This window comes from Terrabacter ginsenosidimutans (assembly GCF_039539425.1).
Classification (GTDB): Bacteria; Actinomycetota; Actinomycetes; order Actinomycetales; family Dermatophilaceae; genus Terrabacter; species Terrabacter ginsenosidimutans.
In genome coordinates, this window is sequence record NZ_BAABDC010000017.1 from 1 (window position 1) to 21,489 (window position 21,489).

Annotated in this window: 15 protein-coding genes and 1 tRNA gene; 6 read left to right on the forward strand and 10 right to left on the reverse strand. The window is 71.6% G+C overall.

What is annotated here, in order from left to right:
* Positions 1-127: integrase core domain-containing protein (locus ABD831_RS22005; RefSeq protein ID WP_344952272.1), on the forward strand; the 127-nt coding region annotated here is incomplete at its 5' end.
* Between the two features lie 48 nt (positions 128-175).
* Here ABD831_RS22005 and ABD831_RS22010 read toward each other — a convergent pair.
* From ABD831_RS22010 to ABD831_RS22035, 6 genes are all read right to left on the reverse strand, one after another.
* The gene (locus ABD831_RS22010; RefSeq protein ID WP_344952210.1) at positions 176-907 is read right to left on the reverse strand and encodes an acyl-ACP--UDP-N- acetylglucosamine O-acyltransferase; all 732 of its coding nucleotides are present in this window, start codon (positions 905-907) and stop codon (positions 176-178) included.
* Positions 908-911: 4 nt separating this feature from the next.
* Complete coding sequence (locus ABD831_RS22015; protein WP_344952213.1) at positions 912-2,102, reverse strand: DegT/DnrJ/EryC1/StrS family aminotransferase; 1,191 nt, start codon at positions 2,100-2,102, stop codon at positions 912-914.
* A 187-nt stretch (positions 2,103-2,289) separates the two neighbouring features.
* Entirely contained in the window at positions 2,290-2,883 is a 594-nt protein-coding gene (gene pth, locus ABD831_RS22020; protein WP_344952216.1) for an aminoacyl-tRNA hydrolase, read from the reverse strand.
* A 145-nt stretch (positions 2,884-3,028) separates the two neighbouring features.
* Entirely contained in the window at positions 3,029-3,712 is a 684-nt protein-coding gene (locus tag ABD831_RS22025; RefSeq protein WP_344952219.1) for a 50S ribosomal protein L25/general stress protein Ctc, read from the reverse strand.
* Positions 3,713-3,972: 260 nt separating this feature from the next.
* Entirely contained in the window at positions 3,973-5,103 is a 1,131-nt protein-coding gene (locus ABD831_RS22030) for a metallophosphoesterase (RefSeq protein WP_344952221.1), read from the reverse strand.
* Between the two features lie 20 nt (positions 5,104-5,123).
* Positions 5,124-6,164, reverse strand: a complete 1,041-nt coding sequence (locus ABD831_RS22035) for an EamA family transporter (RefSeq protein WP_344952224.1) — start codon at positions 6,162-6,164, stop codon at positions 5,124-5,126.
* Positions 6,165-6,270: 106 nt separating this feature from the next.
* Between ABD831_RS22035 and ABD831_RS22040 the strand changes: the two genes are divergently transcribed.
* On the forward strand, positions 6,271-6,831 hold the full coding sequence (locus ABD831_RS22040; protein WP_344952227.1) for a CGNR zinc finger domain-containing protein: 561 nt from the start codon (positions 6,271-6,273) through the stop codon (positions 6,829-6,831).
* Between the two features lie 79 nt (positions 6,832-6,910).
* Here the strand turns inward: ABD831_RS22040 and ABD831_RS22045 are convergent, their stop codons facing one another.
* Positions 6,911-7,891 carry a ribose-phosphate diphosphokinase gene (locus tag ABD831_RS22045; RefSeq protein WP_344952229.1) on the reverse strand — a complete coding sequence of 327 codons (981 nt, stop codon included), beginning with the start codon at positions 7,889-7,891 and terminating at the stop codon, positions 6,911-6,913.
* Positions 7,888-9,384, reverse strand: a complete 1,497-nt coding sequence (glmU, locus tag ABD831_RS22050; protein ID WP_344952231.1) for a bifunctional UDP-N-acetylglucosamine diphosphorylase/glucosamine-1-phosphate N-acetyltransferase GlmU — start codon at positions 9,382-9,384, stop codon at positions 7,888-7,890. Before glmU ends, ABD831_RS22045 begins: the two co-directional genes overlap by 4 nt.
* A gap of 390 nt (positions 9,385-9,774) precedes the next feature.
* Here glmU and ABD831_RS22055 point away from each other — a divergent pair, with 390 nt between their 5' ends.
* The 3 genes from ABD831_RS22055 to ABD831_RS22065 all read left to right on the forward strand — a co-directional run bounded on the left by ABD831_RS22055 (position 9,775) and on the right by ABD831_RS22065 (position 16,680).
* Complete coding sequence (locus ABD831_RS22055; protein ID WP_344952234.1) at positions 9,775-15,765, forward strand: DUF4082 domain-containing protein; 5,991 nt, start codon at positions 9,775-9,777, stop codon at positions 15,763-15,765.
* A gap of 100 nt (positions 15,766-15,865) precedes the next feature.
* Positions 15,866-15,944, forward strand: a tRNA-Gln gene (locus tag ABD831_RS22060).
* Between the two features lie 130 nt (positions 15,945-16,074).
* Positions 16,075-16,680 carry a TetR family transcriptional regulator gene (locus ABD831_RS22065; protein WP_142179666.1) on the forward strand — a complete coding sequence of 202 codons (606 nt, stop codon included), beginning with the start codon at positions 16,075-16,077 and terminating at the stop codon, positions 16,678-16,680.
* A 60-nt stretch (positions 16,681-16,740) separates the two neighbouring features.
* Here the strand turns inward: ABD831_RS22065 and ABD831_RS22070 are convergent, their stop codons facing one another.
* The gene (locus tag ABD831_RS22070; RefSeq protein ID WP_344952237.1) at positions 16,741-18,561 is read right to left on the reverse strand and encodes an RNA polymerase sigma factor; all 1,821 of its coding nucleotides are present in this window, start codon (positions 18,559-18,561) and stop codon (positions 16,741-16,743) included.
* Positions 18,562-19,089: 528 nt separating this feature from the next.
* On the opposite strand from ABD831_RS22070, the gene ABD831_RS22075 reads away from it, so the two are divergent.
* Positions 19,090-20,571 (forward strand): cryptochrome/photolyase family protein, encoded by a 1,482-nt coding sequence (locus ABD831_RS22075; RefSeq protein ID WP_344952239.1) that lies wholly within the window; start codon positions 19,090-19,092, stop codon positions 20,569-20,571.
* Between the two features lie 10 nt (positions 20,572-20,581).
* Here ABD831_RS22075 and ABD831_RS22080 read toward each other — a convergent pair whose 3' ends face one another.
* Positions 20,582-21,463 carry a methyltransferase domain-containing protein gene (locus tag ABD831_RS22080; protein ID WP_344952241.1) on the reverse strand — a complete coding sequence of 294 codons (882 nt, stop codon included), beginning with the start codon at positions 21,461-21,463 and terminating at the stop codon, positions 20,582-20,584.
* Between the last annotated feature and the right edge of the window lie 26 nt (positions 21,464-21,489).

Sequence of the window (21,489 nt, forward strand, 5' to 3'; positions counted from 1 at the left end):
CGAAGAGGAACGACGAGCTGCTCTGCGAGCATGGCTCCACGAGTACAACCACCACCGACCCCACACCGCGTGCGGGAACAAGCCACCCATCACCCGCTTAACCAACCTGTCGGGTCAGTACATCTAGATGCGGGCGGCAGCCGTGGACAGGGCCGCGCCACATCGAGCGGCGGACTCAGGAGGCCGTCGGCATGTCGATCCGGTGCGACAGGGCGGACCACCAGTCGAGCTCGGCACGCACCCGGGCGGACAGCATGAGGCCCGCGTTGGGCGCGGCCCGCGATGCCAGCAGCTCCGCGACCGCATCGACCTCCTCGGCGCAGATCCCGGCCCGCTGCATCCCGAACCGGTTGACGCCCTGCACCCGCGCCGGCACCCCGTAGACCGTGGCGAACGGCGGCACGTCCCGGACGACGGGAGTACCCATCCCCACCATCGCCAGCGCCCCCACCACGCGTCGTTGGTGGACGCTGACGTTGAGGCCGAGGTTTGCCCCGGGGCGCACGGTGACGTGGCCGCCGAGGCTCACGCCCGCCGAGAGCGTCACACCGTCACCCACGTGGACGTCGTGCGCGACGTAGGTGCGGCTGAAGAGCTGACACCCGGAGCCCACCACCGTCGGGCGCACGCTGCCGTGGTGGATGACCACGTGGTCGCGCAGCACGGTGTGGTCGCCGACGACCACCTCGAAGTGGTCGAGGTCGCCGTCCCACGCGTCGTTCTGGCGGACCGAGGCGATCTCCGGGGCGCCTCCGACGTGGGAACCCGCACCGATGCGCACGTGGTCACCGATGCGAGTCGGCCCGACGAGCACGGCGAACGGGCCGATCGAGACGTCCGCCCCGAGCTCCACGCCAGGGCCGATGAAGGCCGTCGACGAGATTCGAGTCGACGCGTGCGACGACACGAGATCAGTCCAGGAAGCTGCGGGGGTCGGCCCACACGCCGCAGATGACGTCTGCGATCCGCTGCTGGTCGTCATCACTGAGGTTGTGGAACAGCGGCAGGAGGATCGACTGCTGCGCGATGTGCTCCGAGACAGGCAGGGCGACCGGGTCGAGGTCGCTGAAGGCAGGCTCGTGGTGCGCGCACGGGATGCCGTGCCTGGCGTTGATCCCGTAACGCTTGAGGATCGCCAGCAGGGTGTCCCTCGAGACCGGGTAGCCGTCGGGCAGCATCACCCAGAACGTCTGGTAGTTCGTCTCGCCGTGCTCGGGATCAGTCACCATCTCGAGGCCCGGCACCCCACCGAGCAGTTCGTGGTAGCGCCGGGCGAGCTCGCGGCGTCTGCGGACCATGCTCGGAAGCTTTGCCGCCTGGACGACGCCGATCGCCGCCTGGATGTCGGTGAGGCGGTAGTTGTAGCCCGTCTCGAGGTACTGCTCCATGACGGGGCGATGCTCGTGGTGGCGGTCGAAGGTGCTCACGCTCATGCCGTGCTGCCGCAGCCGTCGTAGTCTCTCCGCCAGCTCGGCATCGCCGGTGGTGATCATCCCGCCCTCGCCGGTTACGAGGATCTTGCGGGGGTGGAACGAGAAGGCGGCGAACTCGCTGTCCGCGCCGACTGGACGACCGCGGTAGGTGCTGCCCACGGCGCAGGCGGCATCCTCGACCAGGGCGAGGCCACGACGGCGGGCAAGCGCCCGGATGGGCTCGATGTCCGCCGGCGTCCCGTACTGGTCCACGGCGATGATGGCCCTCGTGGCCGGCGTCAGGGCCGCCTCTAGAGTCGCTGCGGTGACGTTGTGGTGCCGGGGCTCGACGTCCGCGAAGATCGGCCGTGCCCCGACGTAGCGCACCGCGTTCGCCGTCGCGACGAAGGACAGGGACGGGACGAGGACGTCGTCACCGGGACCGATTCCGTAGGCCACCATCCCGAGATGCAGGGCAGCCGTGCAGCTCGACACCGCAACGGCGTACGGCGCCTCGACGAGGTCCGCGATCGCGCTCTCGAACTCGATGACGCGGGCGCCCTGGCTCACCCAGCCCGACTGGACGGCGGCTGCGGCCGCCACGACCTCGCGCTCGTCGAACCACGGCAGTGCCATGGCGATCTCGCGCCCACCCCGCGTCGGACGTCGGACGTCGCCTGTCGTGGTCATGCGCCACCCCTTGAATGCATTGGAACGGCGGTCGGCCTCCCGAGACCGAGGCGCCTCACTGTCCCGAGCAGCCTGACACGACATCATCGCGCCGAGGGGGTGATTGGCCGATCCAGCCGTGGCCCGGTGGTCGGTTCGTCGCGTACGTCACAGGACGTCCAGACGTCCGGAACAAGAAGCTGCGGTGTCAGCGGGGGGCGTGGAAGCGCTGCTGCGCGTCGAGCAACCCGACCTCCAGCAGCGCCTCGACGGCGTCGGCTCCCTCGTCGAGCAGGAAGGGCAGGACGTCGGTGCGCTCGGCCTTGGAGAAGTCCTTGAGCACGTAGTCGGCGGGGTCCTGGCGACCGGGTGGGCGGCCGATGCCGAGCCGGACGCGGAGGTAGTCGCGCGTGCCGATGGAGCGGGAGATGGAGCGCAGGCCGTTGTGGCCGCCCTCGCCGCCGCCCTGCTTGAGCCGGACGAGACCGGCGTCGATGTCGAGCTCGTCGTGGAGCACGACGATGCGGTCGGCCGGCACGTCGTAGTACTTCGAGAGGCCGGCCACGGCGGCGCCGGACTCGTTCATGAACATCGAGGGCACGGCCAGGACGACCTTGGGACCGCCGACCCGCAGGCGCGCCTCCGCGACTCGGGCTCGCGCAGCCTTGTGCGCCTTGAACGAGGCGCGGCCACCGACAGCACGTCCGGCGAGCTCGTCGACGGTCATCGCCCCGACGTTGTGCCGGTTGCCGGCATAGCCGGGTCCGGGGTTGCCGAGCCCGACGACGAGCCAGGTGTCCATGCGGTGCCCCGTTCGGTGGTCAGTTGTCGGTGGTCAGTGTCGAGGTGCGGGCACGGGCCCCGGCCGAGCCTGAGCTCGGACGGGACCCGTGGACGCGTGGTCGTGCGTGGGTCGCGGCGCCCGGTGCGCCGCGGAGGGGGAAGCCTCAGGCCTCGTCGCCCTCGGCCTTGGCCTCGGCGCCCTCGGCAGCCTCGCCCTCGGCGGCCTCGGCGGCCTCCTCGTCGGACTCCTCGCGCTCGATGCCGGCCTCGGCCTCGGCCTCGGCGAGCTCGGCCTCGAGGGCCTCGGCGGAGATGGCCTGCGTCACGTTGACGACCAGAGCCTCGGCATCCGTGATGAGTGTCGAGCCCTCGGGCAGCTCGACGGCGCCGGCGAGGATCTGCGTGCCGGCCTCGAGGCCCTCGACGGAGACGACGACGTTCTCGGGGATGTTCGTGGCGAGCGCCTCGACCTGGAGCGTGTTGTGGTCGAGCGTGACGACGGTCTCGGGAGCGGCCTCGCCCTCGAGGTGCACGGCGACGTCCACGGTGACCTTCTCGCCCTTGCGGACGACGACGAGGTCGACATGGTCGATGACCGGCTTGATCGCGTCGCGCTGGACGTCCTTGGCGAGCGCCAGCTGCTCGTCGCCGTCGATGACGATGGTGAGCAGGGCGTTGGCCGTCTTGAGGGCCATCATCGTGTCGTGGCCGGGCAGCGAGATGTGCACCGGCTCGGTGCCGTGGCCGTACATGACGGCGGGGATGTTGCCGGCGCGGCGGATCTTGCGGGCGGCGCCCTTGCCGAAGTCGGTGCGCTTCTCGGCGACGAGCTTGGTGTTGTCGGACACGGGGATCTCCTGGGTATCTCGGATGAGGCGGTCTCTGGGTGGTCGGCCTCGACGCGGGACGACGCGCGGTGATCGGCAGTGACGGAGCAGGTCGTCTGTGGTCCGCACGCAGAGGCGAACCCGACCATGGAGCTCCACGTCAGGCCACCGCGTCGATCACGGACCTCGTCACGCCCTGCCGTGGCAGCCGTGCACCGTCCCTCGCCGAGGCAACTGGTCGATCTTACGGGACGCCGGCCCCGGCCACGAAATCCCGTCCGTCAGGGCGACGGGGGCGCTCCGCGACGGGTCAGCACGAACGCGTCGGCGCTCGAGCCGCCGACGCTGCGCACGAGCGAGACGCGCAGGTTCCGGGCGGTGGCCCGCAGGTCGAGGTAGCCGTATGCCGGGGGCTCGGTGCCCGAGCCGGCGCTGGCCGCGAAGTACCCAGCCTCCGAGTCGAACGTCGAGACCGGCCGCAGGACAGCGCCGCCGGTTCCCGCGGTGACGAAGACGGTGCCGGCGCCGGCAGTGAGGGAGCGGGTGCGGTCGACGACGCAGCCGGGCAGGAAGGAGTCGATCGCGATGCGGGTGCACTGCGCCCCCTCGGCCAGCTGCGCGGTGCGCTGGTAGAGGTGCTCGTGGCCGGACATCACGAGGTCCACCCGCTTGGAGACGAGCAGGTGGAGCAGGTCGGGCCCGATGTCGCAGGCGTACTGGCCCAGCGACAGGCACGGTTTGTGCATGCCGACGACGACCCAGGGGATCTTGGCGGCACGCGCCCCGTCGATCGCGCGCTCGGTCCACGCATAGTGGTCCGAGCCCACGGCGTAGTCCCAGTCCCCGTCGGGGAAGGTCAGCCCCGGGGAGACCATGAGGACGCGGACCACGGGTGCCCGCTGCGGGAGGTCGACGTAGTACTCGCGGCCGTAGGTCCCCACCAGCCCCGGGAGCCGGTTCGGCAGGCAGGAGGCGAAGGCGTCGATGGAGCCGTTCTCGCCGTCGCTCTCGTGGTTGCCCGACACCAGCTCGAACGGCAGACTCCGCCCGACCTTGGAGGTGACGAGGTCGCACCACGCTCCCTCCTGCGCGGCTTCGCCGTAGGAGAGGTCACCGAGGGCGAGGTGGGCGTCCTGGCCGGCACGGCCCAGGGCCGTCAGGACGCCCGCAGCCCTGACGGGGTCGGAACCGTAGTCACCGGCGGCCGTGAGGTGCACCGAGCCGGGTGTCGAGGACACGGTCGGGCCCGGCGCAGACGACGAGCTGGGCGGCGCGCTGGATGACGCGCTGGATGATGCGCTGGAGGTTCCCGTGGACGACGTGGCCGGACCCGGGTCGGGCCCGGGCGTCACGCAGCCGGCAAGGAGGAGGGCGGCGGCCAGCGCCGCGGCCGCGCCGGTGCGCCAGCTCATGGGGGCAGCCTAGGTGGGCCTCACGGGATCGGGCAGGGCTGCGTGAGCGGTGTCTCGTCGATCGGGCCACCGCCTCGCGCCTCGTCGGCACGCACCGCCACGAGCCCCGCGACGATGAGCACCCCGCCGACCAGCTGGACCGGAGTCGGCAGCTCGGCGAGCACGAGCCACGCGAAGAGCACGGCGAAGAGCACCTCGGTCAGCGCCACGAACGAGGCGACCTTGGCGCCGAGCATCCGCACGGCCGCGATCCCCGTGACATAGGCGAAGGCCGCGGCCACGAGGGCGATGACGAGCACGGGCACCCACCAGTCCACGACGACATCGCCGAGCGGCACACGAGCTGCGCCGCGGCTCATGTCGAGCACCCCGACGAGGCCGGCGAGCCCCAGGGACACCGCGCCGACCGCCAGGCCTCCCCCGGCGAGGGCGAGCGGCGGCACGTCGTCGTCGACGTGGTCGGCGAGCAGGAAGTAGAGCACGAGGCAGATGGCGGCCCCGAGGCCCCAGAGGACGCCGACGAGGTCGACGTGCGCGCCGCCGAGGACGTCGAGGACGAGGAGCAGGCCCGCGACCGCGAGAGCCACGCCGGCGAGGGTGAGGCGCCGGGGGGCCTGGCGGTGCCGCAGCCAGAGCCAGCCGACGATGAGGACCGGGGCGAGGTACTCGAGCAGCAGGGCCACCCCCACGGAGAGATGGGTGACGGCGTTGAAGTAGGCGAGCTGGCAGCCGGCGACCCCGGTGAGGCCGTAGCCGACGACCACCCAGGCGTTGCGGCGCAAGGCTGTCCACCGACCGCGCAGCGACCACAGTGCGGGACCGAGCAGGACGACGGCGGCCAGGGTGATGCGCATCGTCACGACCGCGCCGGGCGACCACCCGCCGACGAGGAGGGACTTGCCGAAGGCTCCGGACGTGGCGAAGGCCGCCGCCGACACGAGGGCCACGCCGAGCCCCACGAGCGGGTGGCGGTCCGGGCGGGACGGACGGGACGAGGACACCCCGCTGCGCCCGCTCGACGCGATGACCGCGGATGTCCCGACCTCGACCTGTTCCGCCATGACCCGTCCTCGGCACTCCTACCGACGGTCAGGAGCCGCCGGCTGATGTCATTACCAAAACTGATTAGACTCATGACAGTAGCGACCGTCGCCGTCAGGAGTCAACATGCTTTTCACCCATGACACCGACCTTGCCCTGGCGGCCGCCGCCGCCCTCGTCAACACGATGCCCGGCTCCGTCCCCGGCGACGACGCCCCCGACCGCCTGACGACGCCGGACGAGCTGGAGGCGCTCTTCCGTGAGCAGGGGTGGACGGGTCGCTTCGACCGGGATGCCGCCGAGCTCGAGGCCGTCCGCGCCCTGCGTCCCCGGCTCCGAGGCTTCTGGGAGCACGACGAGGCGGGTGTCGTCGCCCTCGTCAACGAGCTGCTCGCCGAGGCCCGGGCCGTCCCGCAGCTCGTCGACCACGACGATGTCGGCTGGCACGTCCACGCCACCCCGGCCGACGCGCCGCTCGCCCGCCGGATGGCCGTCGAGGCCGCGATCGCCCTCATCGACGTCGTGCGGGCGGGCGAACTGGGCCGCCTGCGCGTGTGCGAGGCCGCCGACTGCGACGACGTCGTCCTCGACCTGTCGCGCAACCGCTCACGCCGCTTCTGCGAGGGCGGCTGCGCGGCCCGCGCCCACACGGCTGCCTACCGCGCCCGCCGGTCCGCGCGAGCCTGAGGGGACCCGACCACGACGAAGGGGCGTATGCCGTCAAGCGGGGCTGACAGCATACGCCCCTTCGTCGTGTGGCGGTAGCTCAGGCCTTTCCGTCGAAGAGGCTCGTGACCGAGCCGTCCTCGAAGACCTCCCTGATCGCCATCGAGACGAGCGGGGCGATGGAGAGGACCTCGAGCTTGTCGAAGCGGCGGTCGTCGGGGATCGGCAGGGTGTTCGTGACGATGACCTCCTCGACCTTGCACGCCTTGAGGCGGTCGACGGCCGGGCCCGAGAGGATCGCGTGCGTGGCGGCGATGATGACGCCCGCGGCGCCCTGGTCCATCAGGGCGTCGGCGGCCTTGGTGATGGTGCCGGCGGTGTCGATCATGTCGTCGACGAGGACGCAGGTGCGGCCCTTGATCTCGCCGACGACGCGGTTGGCGACGACCTCGTTGGGCCGGTTGATGTCACGCGTCTTGTGGATGAAGGCGAGCGGAGCGCCGCCGAGTCGTGAGCTCCAGTCCTCGGCGACCTTGATGCGGCCGGCGTCGGGTGAGACGACGGCGAGGTCGAGGTGGCCGTACTTCTTCCCGACGTAGTCGGCGAGGATCGGCATCGCCATGAGGTGGTCGACGGGGCCGTCGAAGAAGCCCTGGATCTGCGCGGTGTGCAGGTCGATCGCCATGAGCCGGTTGGCGCCGGCCGTCTTGAACAGGTCGGCCATGAGCCGGGCCGAGATCGGCTCGCGGCCGCGGTGCTTCTTGTCCTGTCGGGCGTAGCCGTAGAAGGGCAGCACCACGGTGATGCTGTTGGCGGAGGCCCGTTTGAGCGCGTCGATCATGATGAGCTGCTCCATGATCCACTCGTTGATCGGAGCGGTGTGGCTCTGGATGACGAAGGCGTCCGAGCCGCGCACCGACTCCTCGTAGCGCACGTAGATCTCGCCGTTGGCGAAGTCGTAGGCCGAGGTCGGCACGAGGTCCGTGCCGAGCGCCTTGGCGACCTCCTGGGCGAGCTGCGGGTGCGCCCGTCCGGAGAAGACCATGAGGTGCTTCTCGGTCGTCTTGTTGATGCCGCTCATCGTCGGGCGTCCTTCGTCTCGGTGGTCGGCTGGCCCTGTGTTGTCTCGCTCGACGCGGCGGCCGGCGCGGCCAGCGCCGTCCGAGCCGCGTCGTCGGTCTTCGTGCCGGCGCGGCGGCGGGCGACCCAGCCGTCGACGTTGCGTTGCTGGGCTCGCGTCACGGCGAGCTGGCCGGGGCCGACGTCGCTGACGACCGCCGACCCGGCTGCGACGTAGGCGCCGTCGGCGATCGTGCGCGGGGCGACGATCACCGAGTTGCTCCCGACGAAGCTGTGCGCCCCGACGTTCGTGTGGCCCTTCGTCACGCCGTCGTAGTTGGCGAAGATCGTGCCCGCACCGATGTTGGCACCCTCACCGATCGTCGCGTCGCCGCAGTAGGTCAGGTGCGGCACCTTGGCGCCGGCACCGATGTCGGCGTTCTTCGTCTCGACGAAGCCACCGATCTTGCCTTCGGCGCCGAGCCGGGTGCCCGGGCGCAGGTAGGAGAAGGGTCCGACAGTGGCGCCGGCACCGATCTCGGCGAGCTCGGCCTGCGTGCGGACCACACTCGCCCCGTCGCCGACCTCGACGTCGGTCAGGGTCGTGTCGGGGCCGATGACGCAGTCACGCCCGATGGTGCTCGCGCCGAGGATCTGCGTGCCGGGACGCACGACGGTGTCGGGGCCGATGGTCACGTCGGTGTCGAGCCACGTCGTGGCCGGGTCGATGACGATGGCGCCGTCGCGCATGGCCTGCTCGACGGTGCGACGGTTGAGCTCCGCCCCGAGTCGGGCCAGCTGCACCTTGTCGTTGACCCCCTCGGTCTGCCACAGATCGGCGACCAGGTGGGCGTGGACCGCCAGGCCCCGGGCGCGGGCGATCGCGACGACGTCGGTGAGGTACTTCTCGCCCTGGGCGTTGTCGGTGCCGACCTCGGCGAGGGCCTCCCGCAGGACCGCCGCGTCGAACGCGTACAGGCCGCTGTTGACCTCACGGATCGCGCGCTGCTGCTCGTCGGCGTCCTTCTGCTCGACGATCGCCACGACCGCGCCCTCGGCGTCGCGGATGACGCGCCCGTAGCCGGTGGGGTCCTCGAGGGTCGCGGTGATGACCGTGACGGCGTTGCCGGACGCGTGGTGCGCCGAGACGAGGCCCTGGAGGGTCTCGCTCGTCAGCAAGGGGACGTCGCCGTACGTGACGACGACGGTGCCACCCAGGTCGGCCGGCAGCGCATCGAGGGCGCACTCGACGGCGCGGCCGGTGCCCTTGACGTCGTCCTGGTCAGCGACGACCGCCTCGGGGTCGACCAGCCGTACGTGCTCGGCGACGCGGTCGCGCTCGTGGCGCACGACGACGGCGAGGTGCTGGGGGCTCGTGCCCCGGGCGGCCCGGATCGCGTGGGCCACGAGGCTGCGGCCGCCGATCGTGTGGAGGACCTTGGGGGTCGTGGACTTCATGCGTGTGCCCTCACCGGCGGCGAGGACGATCACGGCGGTCGGCCGTAGATCGCTCACAGGGCGCAGCTCCTTTTTGGATCGGGTCCACTCGGGTGCGGACGACCCCGGCCCGCGAGGGCGCCGGGGTGCGCTTCGGCCATGCTACCCGCGGGCCACACGGCCACCGCCGCCGCCACGGGGGCGCCGGCCCGACCGTGGCCAACTTCACGGGTTTCGGTTCGGATCGCGCGACAGGGTTCTACGCTCGCAACAGGCGCTGTTGGCCGGTGGTGGGGACCCCGGCCGCGTACGACGCGTCAAGGTACTGAGGTGCCGGCGCACGGCGTGTGCCGGGGGGTGAAGGCGGTAGCAATGCGCTCATCGGCTCGAATCGACCGTGCTCGTCTGCTCTCGGGTGACGGCCCACAGAGGCGTCGAAGGGGCGGGGACCAGCAGCGTTGGACAGCGGTGCTCGCGGTCGCGGCCCTCGTCGGGGCGCTCCTGCCCCTGACCGCCGTTCTGGCCGGACCAGCCGCCGCGGCGGGTCCCTGCGGGCCCCCGGCGGTGAGTGTCATCGCCTGTGAGAACACCCAGACGGGCACCCCAGGCAGCGACTGGCAGGTCAGCGGGGCCGGTGACTCGACGATCCAGGGCTTTGCGACGGCGATGAGCGTCAACGTCGGCGAGACGGTGACGTTCAAGGTGAGCACGCCCGCCAGGGCCTACCACCTCGACATCCTCCGCATGGGCTACTACCAGGGCAACGGGGCCCGCAAGATCGCCGCCAACGTGCTGCCGTCGGCCACGCTCCCCCAGACGCAGCCGTCCTGCCTGACGCAGGCGAACACGGGGCTGGTCGACTGCGGCAACTGGGCGGTCTCGGCCTCGTGGACGGTGCCGAGCACCGCCGTCTCGGGCGTCTACCTCGCGCACCTCGTGCGCAACGACACCGGCGGCTCGAGCCTCATCCCCTTCGTCGTGCGCAACGACGCGAGCCACTCGGACCTGCTGGTCCAGACGTCCGACCAGACCTGGCAGGCCTACAACACGTACGGCGGCAACAGCCTCTACACCTGCTCGACCAGCTGCCCCCCGGGGAACCCGGCCCCCTACAAGGGCGCCTCGATGGTGTCCTACAACCGACCCTTCCACTCAGCAGCCGACGACAATGGACGCAGCTGGTTGATGTACGCCGAGTACCCCATGATCCGTTTCCTCGAGGCGAACGGCTACGACGTTGCCTACACGAGCGGCGTGGACACGGGGACCACGGCAGGGGGCGCGCTGTTGCGCAACCACAAGACGTTCCTGTCGGTGGGGCACGACGAGTACTGGTCGGGCACCCAACGGACCAACGTCGAGGCCGCGCGTGACGCGGGCGTCAACCTCGCCTTCTTCAGCGGCAACGAGGTCTTCTGGAAGACCCGCTTCCAGGCGAGCATCGACGGCACCAGCACGGCGAACCGCACGCTGGTCTGCTACAAGGAGACGCACTACGACGGGCCGGTCGACCCCCAGGACCCGCCGACGTGGACGGGCACCTGGCAGGACCCTCGCTTCAGCCCGCCCGCAGACGGCGGCAACCCGCAGAACTCGTTGACGGGGCAGCAGTTCATCGTCAACTCCGGGACCACCGACATCAAGGTGCCGGCCCAGTACGCCAAGCTGCGGTTCTGGCGCAACACGGCCGTCGCGTCCCTGGCTCCCGGCCAGACCCGCACCCTGGCGCCCGGGGTGGGGACCCTCGGCTACGAGTGGGACATGGACCCCGACAACGGGTTCCGACCGGCGGGCGCGTTCCGCCTGTCGTCGACGACGTCGACCACGGCGGAGATCTTCACCGACTACGGGGGCACCACGCAGGCCAACCAGTCCGCGACGCACAACCTCACGCTGTACAAGGCCGCGAGTGGCGCGCTCGTGTTCGGTTCCGGAACGGTGCAGTGGTCGTGGGGACTCGGTGACCCCGGCTCGACTCCGGACCCCGTCATGCAGCAGGCGACGGTGAACCTGTTCGCGGACATGGGCGCCCAGCCCTACGCCTTGGCGAGCGGCCTCACCGTCGCCACCGCGTCGACCGACACGACCGCGCCGACCTCGGCAATCACGACACCGTCGAGCGGTGCCACCCTCGGTGACGGTGGCAAGCTGACCATCTCCGGGACCGCCTCGGACACCGGTGGCGTCGTGGCAGGCGTCGAGGTGTCGACGGACAACGGCAAGACCTGGCACCCGGCCACCGGCACCACCAGCTGGAACTACAGCTGGGTCGCCCACGGCAACCCCGGCACCACAATCCGGTCGCGGGCCGTGGACGACAGCGGCAACCTCGAGACACCGTCCGCGGGGGTCCCCGTGACCATCGGCTGCACCTGCTCCGTCTGGGGCGTCGGAGCCTCTCCCGGCGTGGCCGACTCGGGCAGTGCGACGGCGCGCGAGGTCGGCATCAAGTTCCGGTCCGAGGCGTCCGGGTACATCACCGGGATCCGCTTCTACAAGTCCACCGGCAACACCGGCACCCACACCGGGAGCCTGTGGAGCGCGAGCGGGTCGAGGCTGGCGACCGCGACCTTCACCAACGAGAGCGCGAGCGGGTGGCAGCAGGTCTCCTTCGCGAGCCCGGTCGCCATCAACGCCAACGCGACCTACGTCGCGTCCTACTACGCCCCGAAGGGGCACACTGCGGCTGACGAGAACTATCTCTACCCACCGCCCTCGCCCGGGCCGTATGCCGGCGGCTGGGTCGACAGTCCGCCGCTCCACGCGCTGCGCAACATCAACGGCACCACCAACGGCATGTTCGTCGACAGCACGACCAGCGCGTTCCCGACCTCGAGCGACAGCGCGACCAACTACTGGGTCGACGTCATGTTCAGCCAAGGCACGGCTGCCGCGACGCCCCCGGCTGCTCCGACCAGCGTGACCGCCACGGCCGGGAACGCCTCGGCGCTGGTGAGCTGGGCCATGCCGCCGGACGGCGGAAGTCCCATCACCGGGTACACCGTCACCCCGTACGTCGGCGCCACGGCGCAGACGCCCACCACGGTCACGGGCAACCCGCCGGCCACGACGGTGAACGTCTCCGGCCTGACCAACGGCACGGCATACACCTTCAAGGTGTCGGCCACCAACACGGTGGGCACGGGACCGGACTCCGCTGCCTCGAGCGCGGTGACGCCCGTCGCGGTCTCCTGCACGCCCTGCACCATCTGGACCCCCTCGACTGTTCCGTCGACCATCGACCAGGGAGACACCAACTCGACCGAGCTCGGCACGAAGTTCAAGTCCGACGTCAACGGGCAGATCACCGGCATCCGCTTCTACAAGGGCAGCGGCAACACCGGCACCCACGTCGGCAGCCTCTGGACCTCGACGGGCACCAAGCTCGCCTCGGCAACCTTCACCAACGAGACCGCTACGGGCTGGCAGCAGGTGAGCTTCGCCTCGCCGGTGACGATCTCCGCGGGCACGGTCTACGTCGCCTCTTTCTTCGCGCCCAACGGCCACTACGCCGCGGACTCCTTCTACTTCAGCACGGGCGTCGACAACCCGCCCCTGCACGCCCTGCAGGACGGCGTGAGCGGAGGCAACGGCGTCTACCGCTACACCACCTCCAGCGCCTTCCCGAACTCCACCTATCAAGCCGAGGGCTACTACGTCGACGTCGTCTTCTCCACCGTGACGGCAGCGCCGACCGCGCCCGCCGCACCGACGAGCGTCACCGCCACCGCGGGCGACAAGCAGGCCACCGTGTCCTGGACCGCGCCCGCCAACGGCGGCAGCGCCCTCACCAGCTACACCGTGACCCCGTACGCCGGGACCACCGCCGGCACCCCGACCACCGTGAGCGGCAGCCCGCCCGCCACGACCACCACCGTCACCGGCCTGACCAACGGCACCGCCTACACCTTCAAGGTCTCGGCCACCAACGCCATCGGCACCGGACCCGACTCGGCCGCCTCCACCGCCGTCACCCCGACCGGGCCGACCGCACCCGCCGCACCGACGAGCGTCACCGCCACCGCCGGCGACAAGCAGGCCACCGTGTCCTGGACCGCGCCCGCCAACGGCGGCAGCGCCATCACCAGCTACACCGTGACCCCGTACGCCGGGACCACCGCCGGCACCCCGACCACCGTGAGCGGCAGCCCGCCCGCCACGACCACCACCGTCACCGGCCTGACCAACGGCACCGCCTACACCTTCAAGGTCTCGGCCACCAACGCCATCGGCACCGGACCCGACTCGGCCGCCTCCACCGCCGTCACCCCGACCGGGCCGACCGCACCCGCCGCACCGACGGGCGTCACCGCCACCGCCGGCGACAAGCAGGCCACCGTGTCCTGGACCGCGCCGTCCAACGGCGGCAGCGCCATCACCAGCTACACCGTCACCCCGTACGCCGGGACCACCGCCCAGACCCCGACGACCGTGAGCGGCAGCCCGCCGGCCACGACCACGACCGTCACCGGCCTGACCAACGGCACCGCGTACACCTTCAAGGTCTCGGCCACCAACGCCATCGGCACCGGACCCGACTCGGCCGCCTCCACCGCCGTCACCCCGACCGGGCCGACCGCACCCGCCGCACCGACGGGCGTCACCGCCACCGCCGGCGACAAGCAGGCCACCGTGTCCTGGACCGCGCCGTCCAACGGCGGCAGCGCCATCACCAGCTACACCGTCACCCCGTACGCCGGGACCACCGCCCTCACCCCGACCACCGTCAGCGGCAGCCCGCCCGCCACGACCACGACCGTCACCGGCCTGACCAACGGCACCGCGTACACCTTCAAGGTCTCGGCCACCAACGCCATCGGCACCGGACCCGACTCGGCCGCCTCCACCGCCGTCACCCCGACCGGGCCGACCGCGCCCGCCGCACCGACGGGCGTCACCGCCACCGCCGGCGACAAGCAGGCCACCGTGTCCTGGACCGCGCCCTCCAACGGCGGCAGCGCCATCACCAGCTACACCGTCACCCCGTACGCCGGGACCACCGCACTCACCCCGACCACCGTCAGCGGCAGCCCGCCGGCCACGACCACGACCGTCACCGGCCTGACCAACGGCACCGCCTACACCTTCAAGGTCTCGGCCACCAACGCCATCGGCACCGGACCCGACTCGGCCGCCTCCACCGCCGTCACCCCGGCCGCGAGCAACGGCTGTACGAACTGCACGATCTGGCCCGTCACCGCCAACCCGGCCAACCCCAGCATCGCCGACAGCTCGTCCGTCGAGCTCGGGGTGAAGTTCAAGTCCGACGTCAACGGCCAGGTCACCGGCATTCGGTTCTACAAGGGCACCGGCAACACCGGGGTCCACACCGGCACCCTCTGGAGCGCGACCGGGACCAAGCTCGCCTCCGCGACGTTCACCAACGAGTCCGCGACCGGCTGGCAACAGGTCGACTTCGCCACCCCGGTCGCGATCACCGCGGGCACCGTCTACGTCGCCTCGTACTTCGCCCCGCTCGGCCACTACGCCGGCGACACCAACGCCTTCGCCACGGCCGGCGTCGACAACCCACCCCTGCACGCCCTCAAGGACGGGACGAGCGGCAGCAACGGCACCTACACGTACAGCGGCAGCAGCACCTTCCCGTCCAGCACCTACCAGTCCACCAACTACTGGGTCGACGTCGTCTTCTCCGGGAGCACGACTGCACCGAGCGCGCCGACGGGCGTCACCGCGAAGGCCGGCGACCAGCAGGCCACCGTGTCCTGGACCGCGCCCTCCAACGGCGGCAGCGCCATCACGAGCTACACCGTCACCCCGTACGTCGGCACCACCGCCCAGACCACCACCACCGTCAGCGGCAGCCCGCCGGCGACGACGGCCACGGTCACCGGCCTGACCAACGGCACGGCATACAGCTTCAAGGTCTCGGCCACCAACGCCATCGGTACCGGCCCGGACTCGACCTTCTCCAACACCGTCACTCCAACCGTCGTGACCGGATGCACCGCCTGCACGATCTGGGCCACCACCGCCACGCCGGCGAACCCGAGCATCGCCGACGGCTCCGGCGTCGAGCTCGGGGTCAAGTTCAAGTCCGACGTCAACGGCCAGATCACCGGCATCCGCTTCTACAAGGGCACCGGCAACACCGGCACCCACACCGGCACCCTCTGGACCTCGACCGGCACCAAGCTCGCCTCGGCGACGTTCACCAACGAGACCGCCAGCGGCTGGCAAGAGGTCGACTTCGCCACCCCGGTGGCGATCACCGCGGGCACCGTCTACGTCGCCTCGTACTTCGCCCCGGTCGGCCACTACGCCGGCGACAACAGCACCTTCGCGACGGCCGGCGTCGACAACCCGCCCCTGCACGCCCTTCAGGACGGTGTCAGTGGCGGCAACGGCACCTATGCCTACGGCGGCAGCAGCACCTTCCCGAACAACACGTTCCAGGCCAGCAACTACTGGGTCGACGTCGTCTTCGCCGGCGGCTAGCCTCCCTGATCTCGACGGCAGCCCACCCCCTGCGTATGCCGTGGGGTGGGGACCGCACGGCACTGCACTAACCTGTGGTCGTCCCGGCCCGTCGGGACGTTCCCCGGTTGGTCTGTCGGTAGGGCCCGCCTGACTTTGAATCAGGACAAGCGACGCAGGTTCGACTCCTGCCCGGGGAGCAGAGCGAGGACCCTGCCACCGCGGTGACGTGAGCGCGGCGGCGCTGCCCGAGGGCGCCGGATGCCCCAGACTGTGTGAGTGACCGCCGACCGAGCAGACCGAGCCGAACGCTCCCGCCCGCGAGCCCGGATGACAGGCCCGGAGCGGCGCGAGCAGCTCATCGCCGTCGGCCGCAAGCTCTTTGCCGACAAGGGTTTCGAGGCCACGACAGTCGAGGAGGTCGCGGCCAAGGCCAACGTCTCCAAGCCCGTCGTCTACGAGCACTTCGGTGGCAAGGAGGGCCTCTACGCCGTCGTCGTCGACCGCGAGATCCAAGCTCTGATGGGCGGCATCAGCGCGGCGCTCGAGGAACCGGAGGGCGCACGGGTCCTGCTCGAGCGCGCCACGCTTGCGCTGCTCGACTACATCGAGAGCGACCCCGCGGGCTTCCGCATCCTCGTGCGGGACTCACCGCCGGGGCAGTCGACGGGATCGTTCGCGAGCGTGCTCGGCGACGTCGCCGTCCAGGTCGAGCACCTGCTCGCCGCAGAGTTCAAGCAGCGTGGGCTCGACCCGAAGTCGGCACCGATCCACGCGCAGATGCTCGTCGGCATGGTGGCGTTGACCGGACAGTGGTGGCTCGACCGCCGCAAGTTCAAGAAGGACCAGGTGGCAGCGCACCTCGTCAACCTCGCCTGGAACGGGCTGTCCGGTCTCGACCGGTCACCGCGGCTCGTCACCGTCCCGCATCGCTGAAGGACGTTGCGAGAGTGATGGCTCCGTGCCGATGCCGGCCGGGCGTCAGGTGGGGCGGTGTCAGGTGGGGCGGAGCGTCTCGGTCCAGGTCTGACCGGTCGCGTCGGTGACTCGCACGACGACAGGCTCGACCCCGCCCGTACCGCTCTGGTCCAGCAACGCCTGACCACGACCTCCGGAGCACCGCACCGTCCACGCCCCGGCCTGCGCGCACGCCCAGCTGGAGTTGCGGATGGTCAGCTCACCGGAGGCGGACGCGTTGCTGATGCGGATCGTCAGCGAACCCGTCACCTGGCTGCGCACGCGCACGGAGATCCGCGCCGGGTCGCCTGCGGAGACGAGCCGCGCAGTCACGGTCGGCTCGCTGCCACCCGGCTGCGGCGCCGGAGGCGTGGTGGACGGCGGTGTCGGGGACGGGGCGGGTGGCGTCGCCGGCGGGTCGGACGGCGACGTGCTGGCCGGGACCGGGGTCGTCGGCGGAGAGGTCGGAGACGCCGACGTGGGGCCGACCGCTCCCCCACTGCCTGCGGCGCCTGCGCCGCGACCGGAGGTCGTCGCGCTCCGTGGCGCCGTCGTCCCCGCGAGAGTGGCTGTCGGGACGTCCGCCGCAGGCGCCCGAAGAGCCGTCGGGGTGCCGGTGAGAGCCACGGCGGAGGGCACGACCGAGGCGCTGGTGGTCTGACCAGATCGCCCCGTGGAGCCCGCCGACGCGCCAGCCGCTCCGGGCGACCCCGACAGGCCCGGCGAGCGCGAACCGGGTGCCGCCGGCGCGGCGCTCGAGATCGTGGGCGCCGGCGCCGCCCACGGCGCGGCGAGCGAGGAGCTCGGCAGCGCCAGCGCGCCCGCCACCCCCGCCGTGACAGCGAGCCCTGCCACCAGGGCGGTCACCTGGCTGGCGACCTCTGCGACTGCGCCCGCACCTGAGGCACTCGACGAACCGGGCGCACTCGACGAACCGGAAGAACCGGACGGACCGGAAGCACCCGACGAACCCGACACGCCCAGCGGTGCGCCCGAGGATGCCCCGGCGCTCCCGGAGAGCCCAGCGAGCGCGGCCACTCCGACGAAGCCCGGGGTGCCGAGACCCGCCGCGAGCACGAGTGGCACGAGCAGCGAAGGAAACCCGTCGTGCAGCTGGCGCAGGTCGGCCGCGATGGCCGCCGCGTGGGCGCAGCCCGCGACGTGCGCCTCGGCCCGCTCGGTCTGCCGCCGCGGCAGCCGTCCGCGCACGAGTGCGCCGAGGTGGTTCACCGTCCAGCGGCACTCGTCGGTGTCGGCGCCGTCGAGCCCACGCTGGGCCCGGGCATCGAGGTAGAGCGCCCGGAGCGACTCGCGGGCCCGCATCGCGCGGACGCTGACGGCGTTGGCGGTCATCCCGAGAGCCGGCGCGACCGCACGCGGCGCGGCGCCCTCGACGGTGGTGTGCCACAGCACCCGCTGGTCGCGCTCCGAGAGCCCCGCGAAGGCCTGACGGACGAGCGCGACCCCCTCGTCGTCGACGGCGATCAACGCGAACGCGTCCTCGTGAGGCTCGGCGAGCTCATCGAGGTCGTCGGCCTCGGTGGGCACGGCCCGGAGGTCGCGGCGGCCCTGGTCGATGGCGACGGTCCGCACGGCCGAGAGGAAGTAGGCCCGGAAGTGCTCGTCGGGACCCCGGCCGTCGCGGATGAGCGCGAGCACGCGGGCGGCGGCCTCGGCAACGATGTCCTCGGGCGCGGAGCGGCCCCGGTGTCGCCCGGCGACGGCATACGCAGCAGGCAGGTGGCGACGCCAGAGCTCGCCGAAAGCCTCCGCCGAGCCCTCACGGGTGCGTCGGAGGAGGTAGGCGTCAGGGGCCGAGGTCCATGCCTCGCTCGACCACAAGGTCGCGTCTGCCGACAACGTTCGCCCTTCTCCTGCCCCGGTGGGGGTCAGTCTGCCAAGCGGCGGGGCGGGCGTCGAGTCGGAACGCCGAATGGACCACGATCAGGACGAACCGGACGGGCCCGGACGGGCCCGGACGGGCCCGGACGGTGACAGCGGGCCACGCCAGCCACTGACGGGCCGGGGCTCCACACCGAACGGTGGGCAGGTTTCGTCCTTCCGAATGATCCCCTCCACGAAACCACGCGGAAGGACGAAACCTGACGGCACCACCGAAGACAACCCGTAGGGGTCACTCCCTCCCCTGACCAAGCGGGAGACCCCTGCGGTGCCGTCATCTGTATGACGTGCCAGGACCCATTTCATGACACGGTTTTCAGAAAGGGGGCAAAATGCCGGAAATTGACGGAGTTTTTTTCCTGACCCGACCCTGTGGCCGTCAACCAGACCCGCTGTTTACCGCCACGAGACCCGCGGCTGACCGGCCGCGCCGACCCTGGCACACGGTGGCGCGGCGATGTCGCCGGTCTCGGCCATGATGAGCCGATGACGAGACGCTGGCTGTTCGCCGACCAGCTCGGGCCGCACTTCGACGTGGGACGCGAGGGCGTCCTGCTCGTCGAGAGCCATCGGGCTCTGGGGCGGCGTCCGTTCCACCGCCAGAAGCTGCACCTCGTCCTGTCAGCGCTGCGCCACCGGGCGGCAGAGCTCGGCGACTCGGCCGTGCTGCTGCGCACCGACACCTACACCGAGGCGCTGCGTCAGCTGGGCGAGCCCGTGAGCGTGCACGAGCCGACGTCGTATGCCGCCGACGGCCTCGTGCGCCGGCTGCTGGCATCCGGGATGGTCGAGTCCGTCGACCCGACACCGGGCTACAGCCTGTCCCGCATCGACTTCGCCCAGTGGGCCGGCAACCGGCGCCAGCTGCGGATGGAGGACTTCTACCGCTTCCAGCGCCAGCGGCTCGACCTGCTCGTCGAGGGCGACCGGCCCGTCGGCGGCCGATGGTCCTTCGACGAGGAGAACCGCGAGCCCCCACCCAAGGGCGCCGAACGCCTCGACGTCCCGTCGCCCTACCGGCCACGTGAGGACGACATCGACGCCGAGGTGCGCGACGACCTCGACCGGTGGACGCGCGAAGGGGTCGTCTCGCCCGTGGGCGCTGACGGGCCGCGCATCTTCGCCGTGACCCGCCGCGAGGCGCTGGCAGCCCTCGAGCGCTTCGTGACGCTCCGACTCGGGGCCTTCGGCCCGCACGAGGACGCGATGCTCCGCGGTGACTGGGCCATGGCGCACAGCCTCCTGTCCGTGCCGCTCAACCTCGGGCTGCTCGACCCCGTCGAGGTCGTCGACCGGGCTGCGCAGGCCTACCGCGACGGTGACGCGCCGCTCGCGTCGGTCGAGGGCTTCGTGCGGCAGGTCATCGGTTGGCGTGAGTACGTCTGGCACCTCTACTGGCACTTCGGTCCGACCTATCGGCGGCGCAACACCCTGCAGGCCCGCACCCCGCTGCCGGAGTGGTTCGACCGGCTCGACGCCGACGCCGTCGAGGCCGCCTGCCTGCAGGACGCCCTGGCCGGAGTGCGCGACCGCGGTTGGGTGCACCACATCCCGCGGCTCATGGTCCTCGGCAACTGGGCGGCGCAGCGGGGCTACGACCCGGACGCCCTCACCGAGTGGTTCCAGTCCCGCTTCGTCGACGGCTACGACTGGGTCATGCCGGCCAACGTCGTCGGGATGAGCCAGCACGCCGACGGCGGGGCGATGGCGACCAAGCCCTACGTGTCGGGCGGCGCCTACCTCAACCGGATGAGCGACTACTGCGGCGGCTGCCGCTACGACCCGAAGAAGCGGGTCGGCGACGACGCGTGCCCCTTCACCGCCGGCTACTGGGCCTTCCTCGACCGCAACGCCGAGCGCCTCGAGGGCAACCACCGGGTGGCCCGGCCGCTCCAGCAGCGCCACCGCCTCGCCGACCTCGCCGAGGTCGTGGCCCAGGAACGCCACCGCGGCGACACGCCGCCCTGAGATCCTCCGGTCAGCGCGGCGTGCGCGCGACGGCGAAGGTCCGCGTGAAGGGGAAGAGCACCCCGAAGGACCTGCGAGGGTATGCCGTGTCGAGCTCGCGCTCGTAGTCGCGCACGAACCGCTCGCGCTCGTCCGCCTCCAGCACGCCGAGCACCGGCCGCAGGCCGGTGCCACGGACCCACTCGAGCACCGGGTGCGGGCCGTCGGGAACAGCCGCGAGCACGTGCTGGTACGTCGTCTGCCACACGTCGACCTCAGGGGTGAGGTCGAGCAGCAGCGCCGCATACGTCTCTGGTCGGGCGACGGCGCGCGCCCGGTCGAGGCCGGGCCGGAGGTCGGCGGCACGAGGCTGGCGGCCGGCGACCTCGCGCATGAGTCGGTGGGAGGGCGCGTCGAAGTTCGAGGGCACCTGCATCGCGAAGATGCCGCCCGGCGCCAGGCTCGCGACCCAGGCCGGGATGAGGCGCAGGTGCCCGGGCACCCACTGGAGGGTGGCGTTGGTGACGAGCACGTCGATCGACGCGCCGCACTCGGTGGGGTCCCAGTCCTCGGCGCTCGCCTCGACCCACTCGACGCGCCCTGAGACGTCGAGCTCTCGCGCCCGATCGAGCATCTCGGGTGAGCTGTCGACACCGATGATCCGCGCGTCGGGCCAGCGCTCGGCCAGGCCGAGGGTCAGCTCCCCCGGACCGCAGCCGAGGTCGACGACGAGCCCGGGCGCATCGGCGTCGACGCGGGCGAGCAGGTCGGCGAAGGGCCGGCCCCGGTGTCCGGAGAAGACGGCGTACTGCCGCGGGTCCCAGGCTGCGTCCGTCGAGCGGCGCCGGGTGTCAGGGACGGCGTCGGAGACGGCGGCGGGAACGGAGCCGGACTGGCCTGGCAAAGGTGTCATGTCGTCCTCGGTTTCTTTCGATGTCA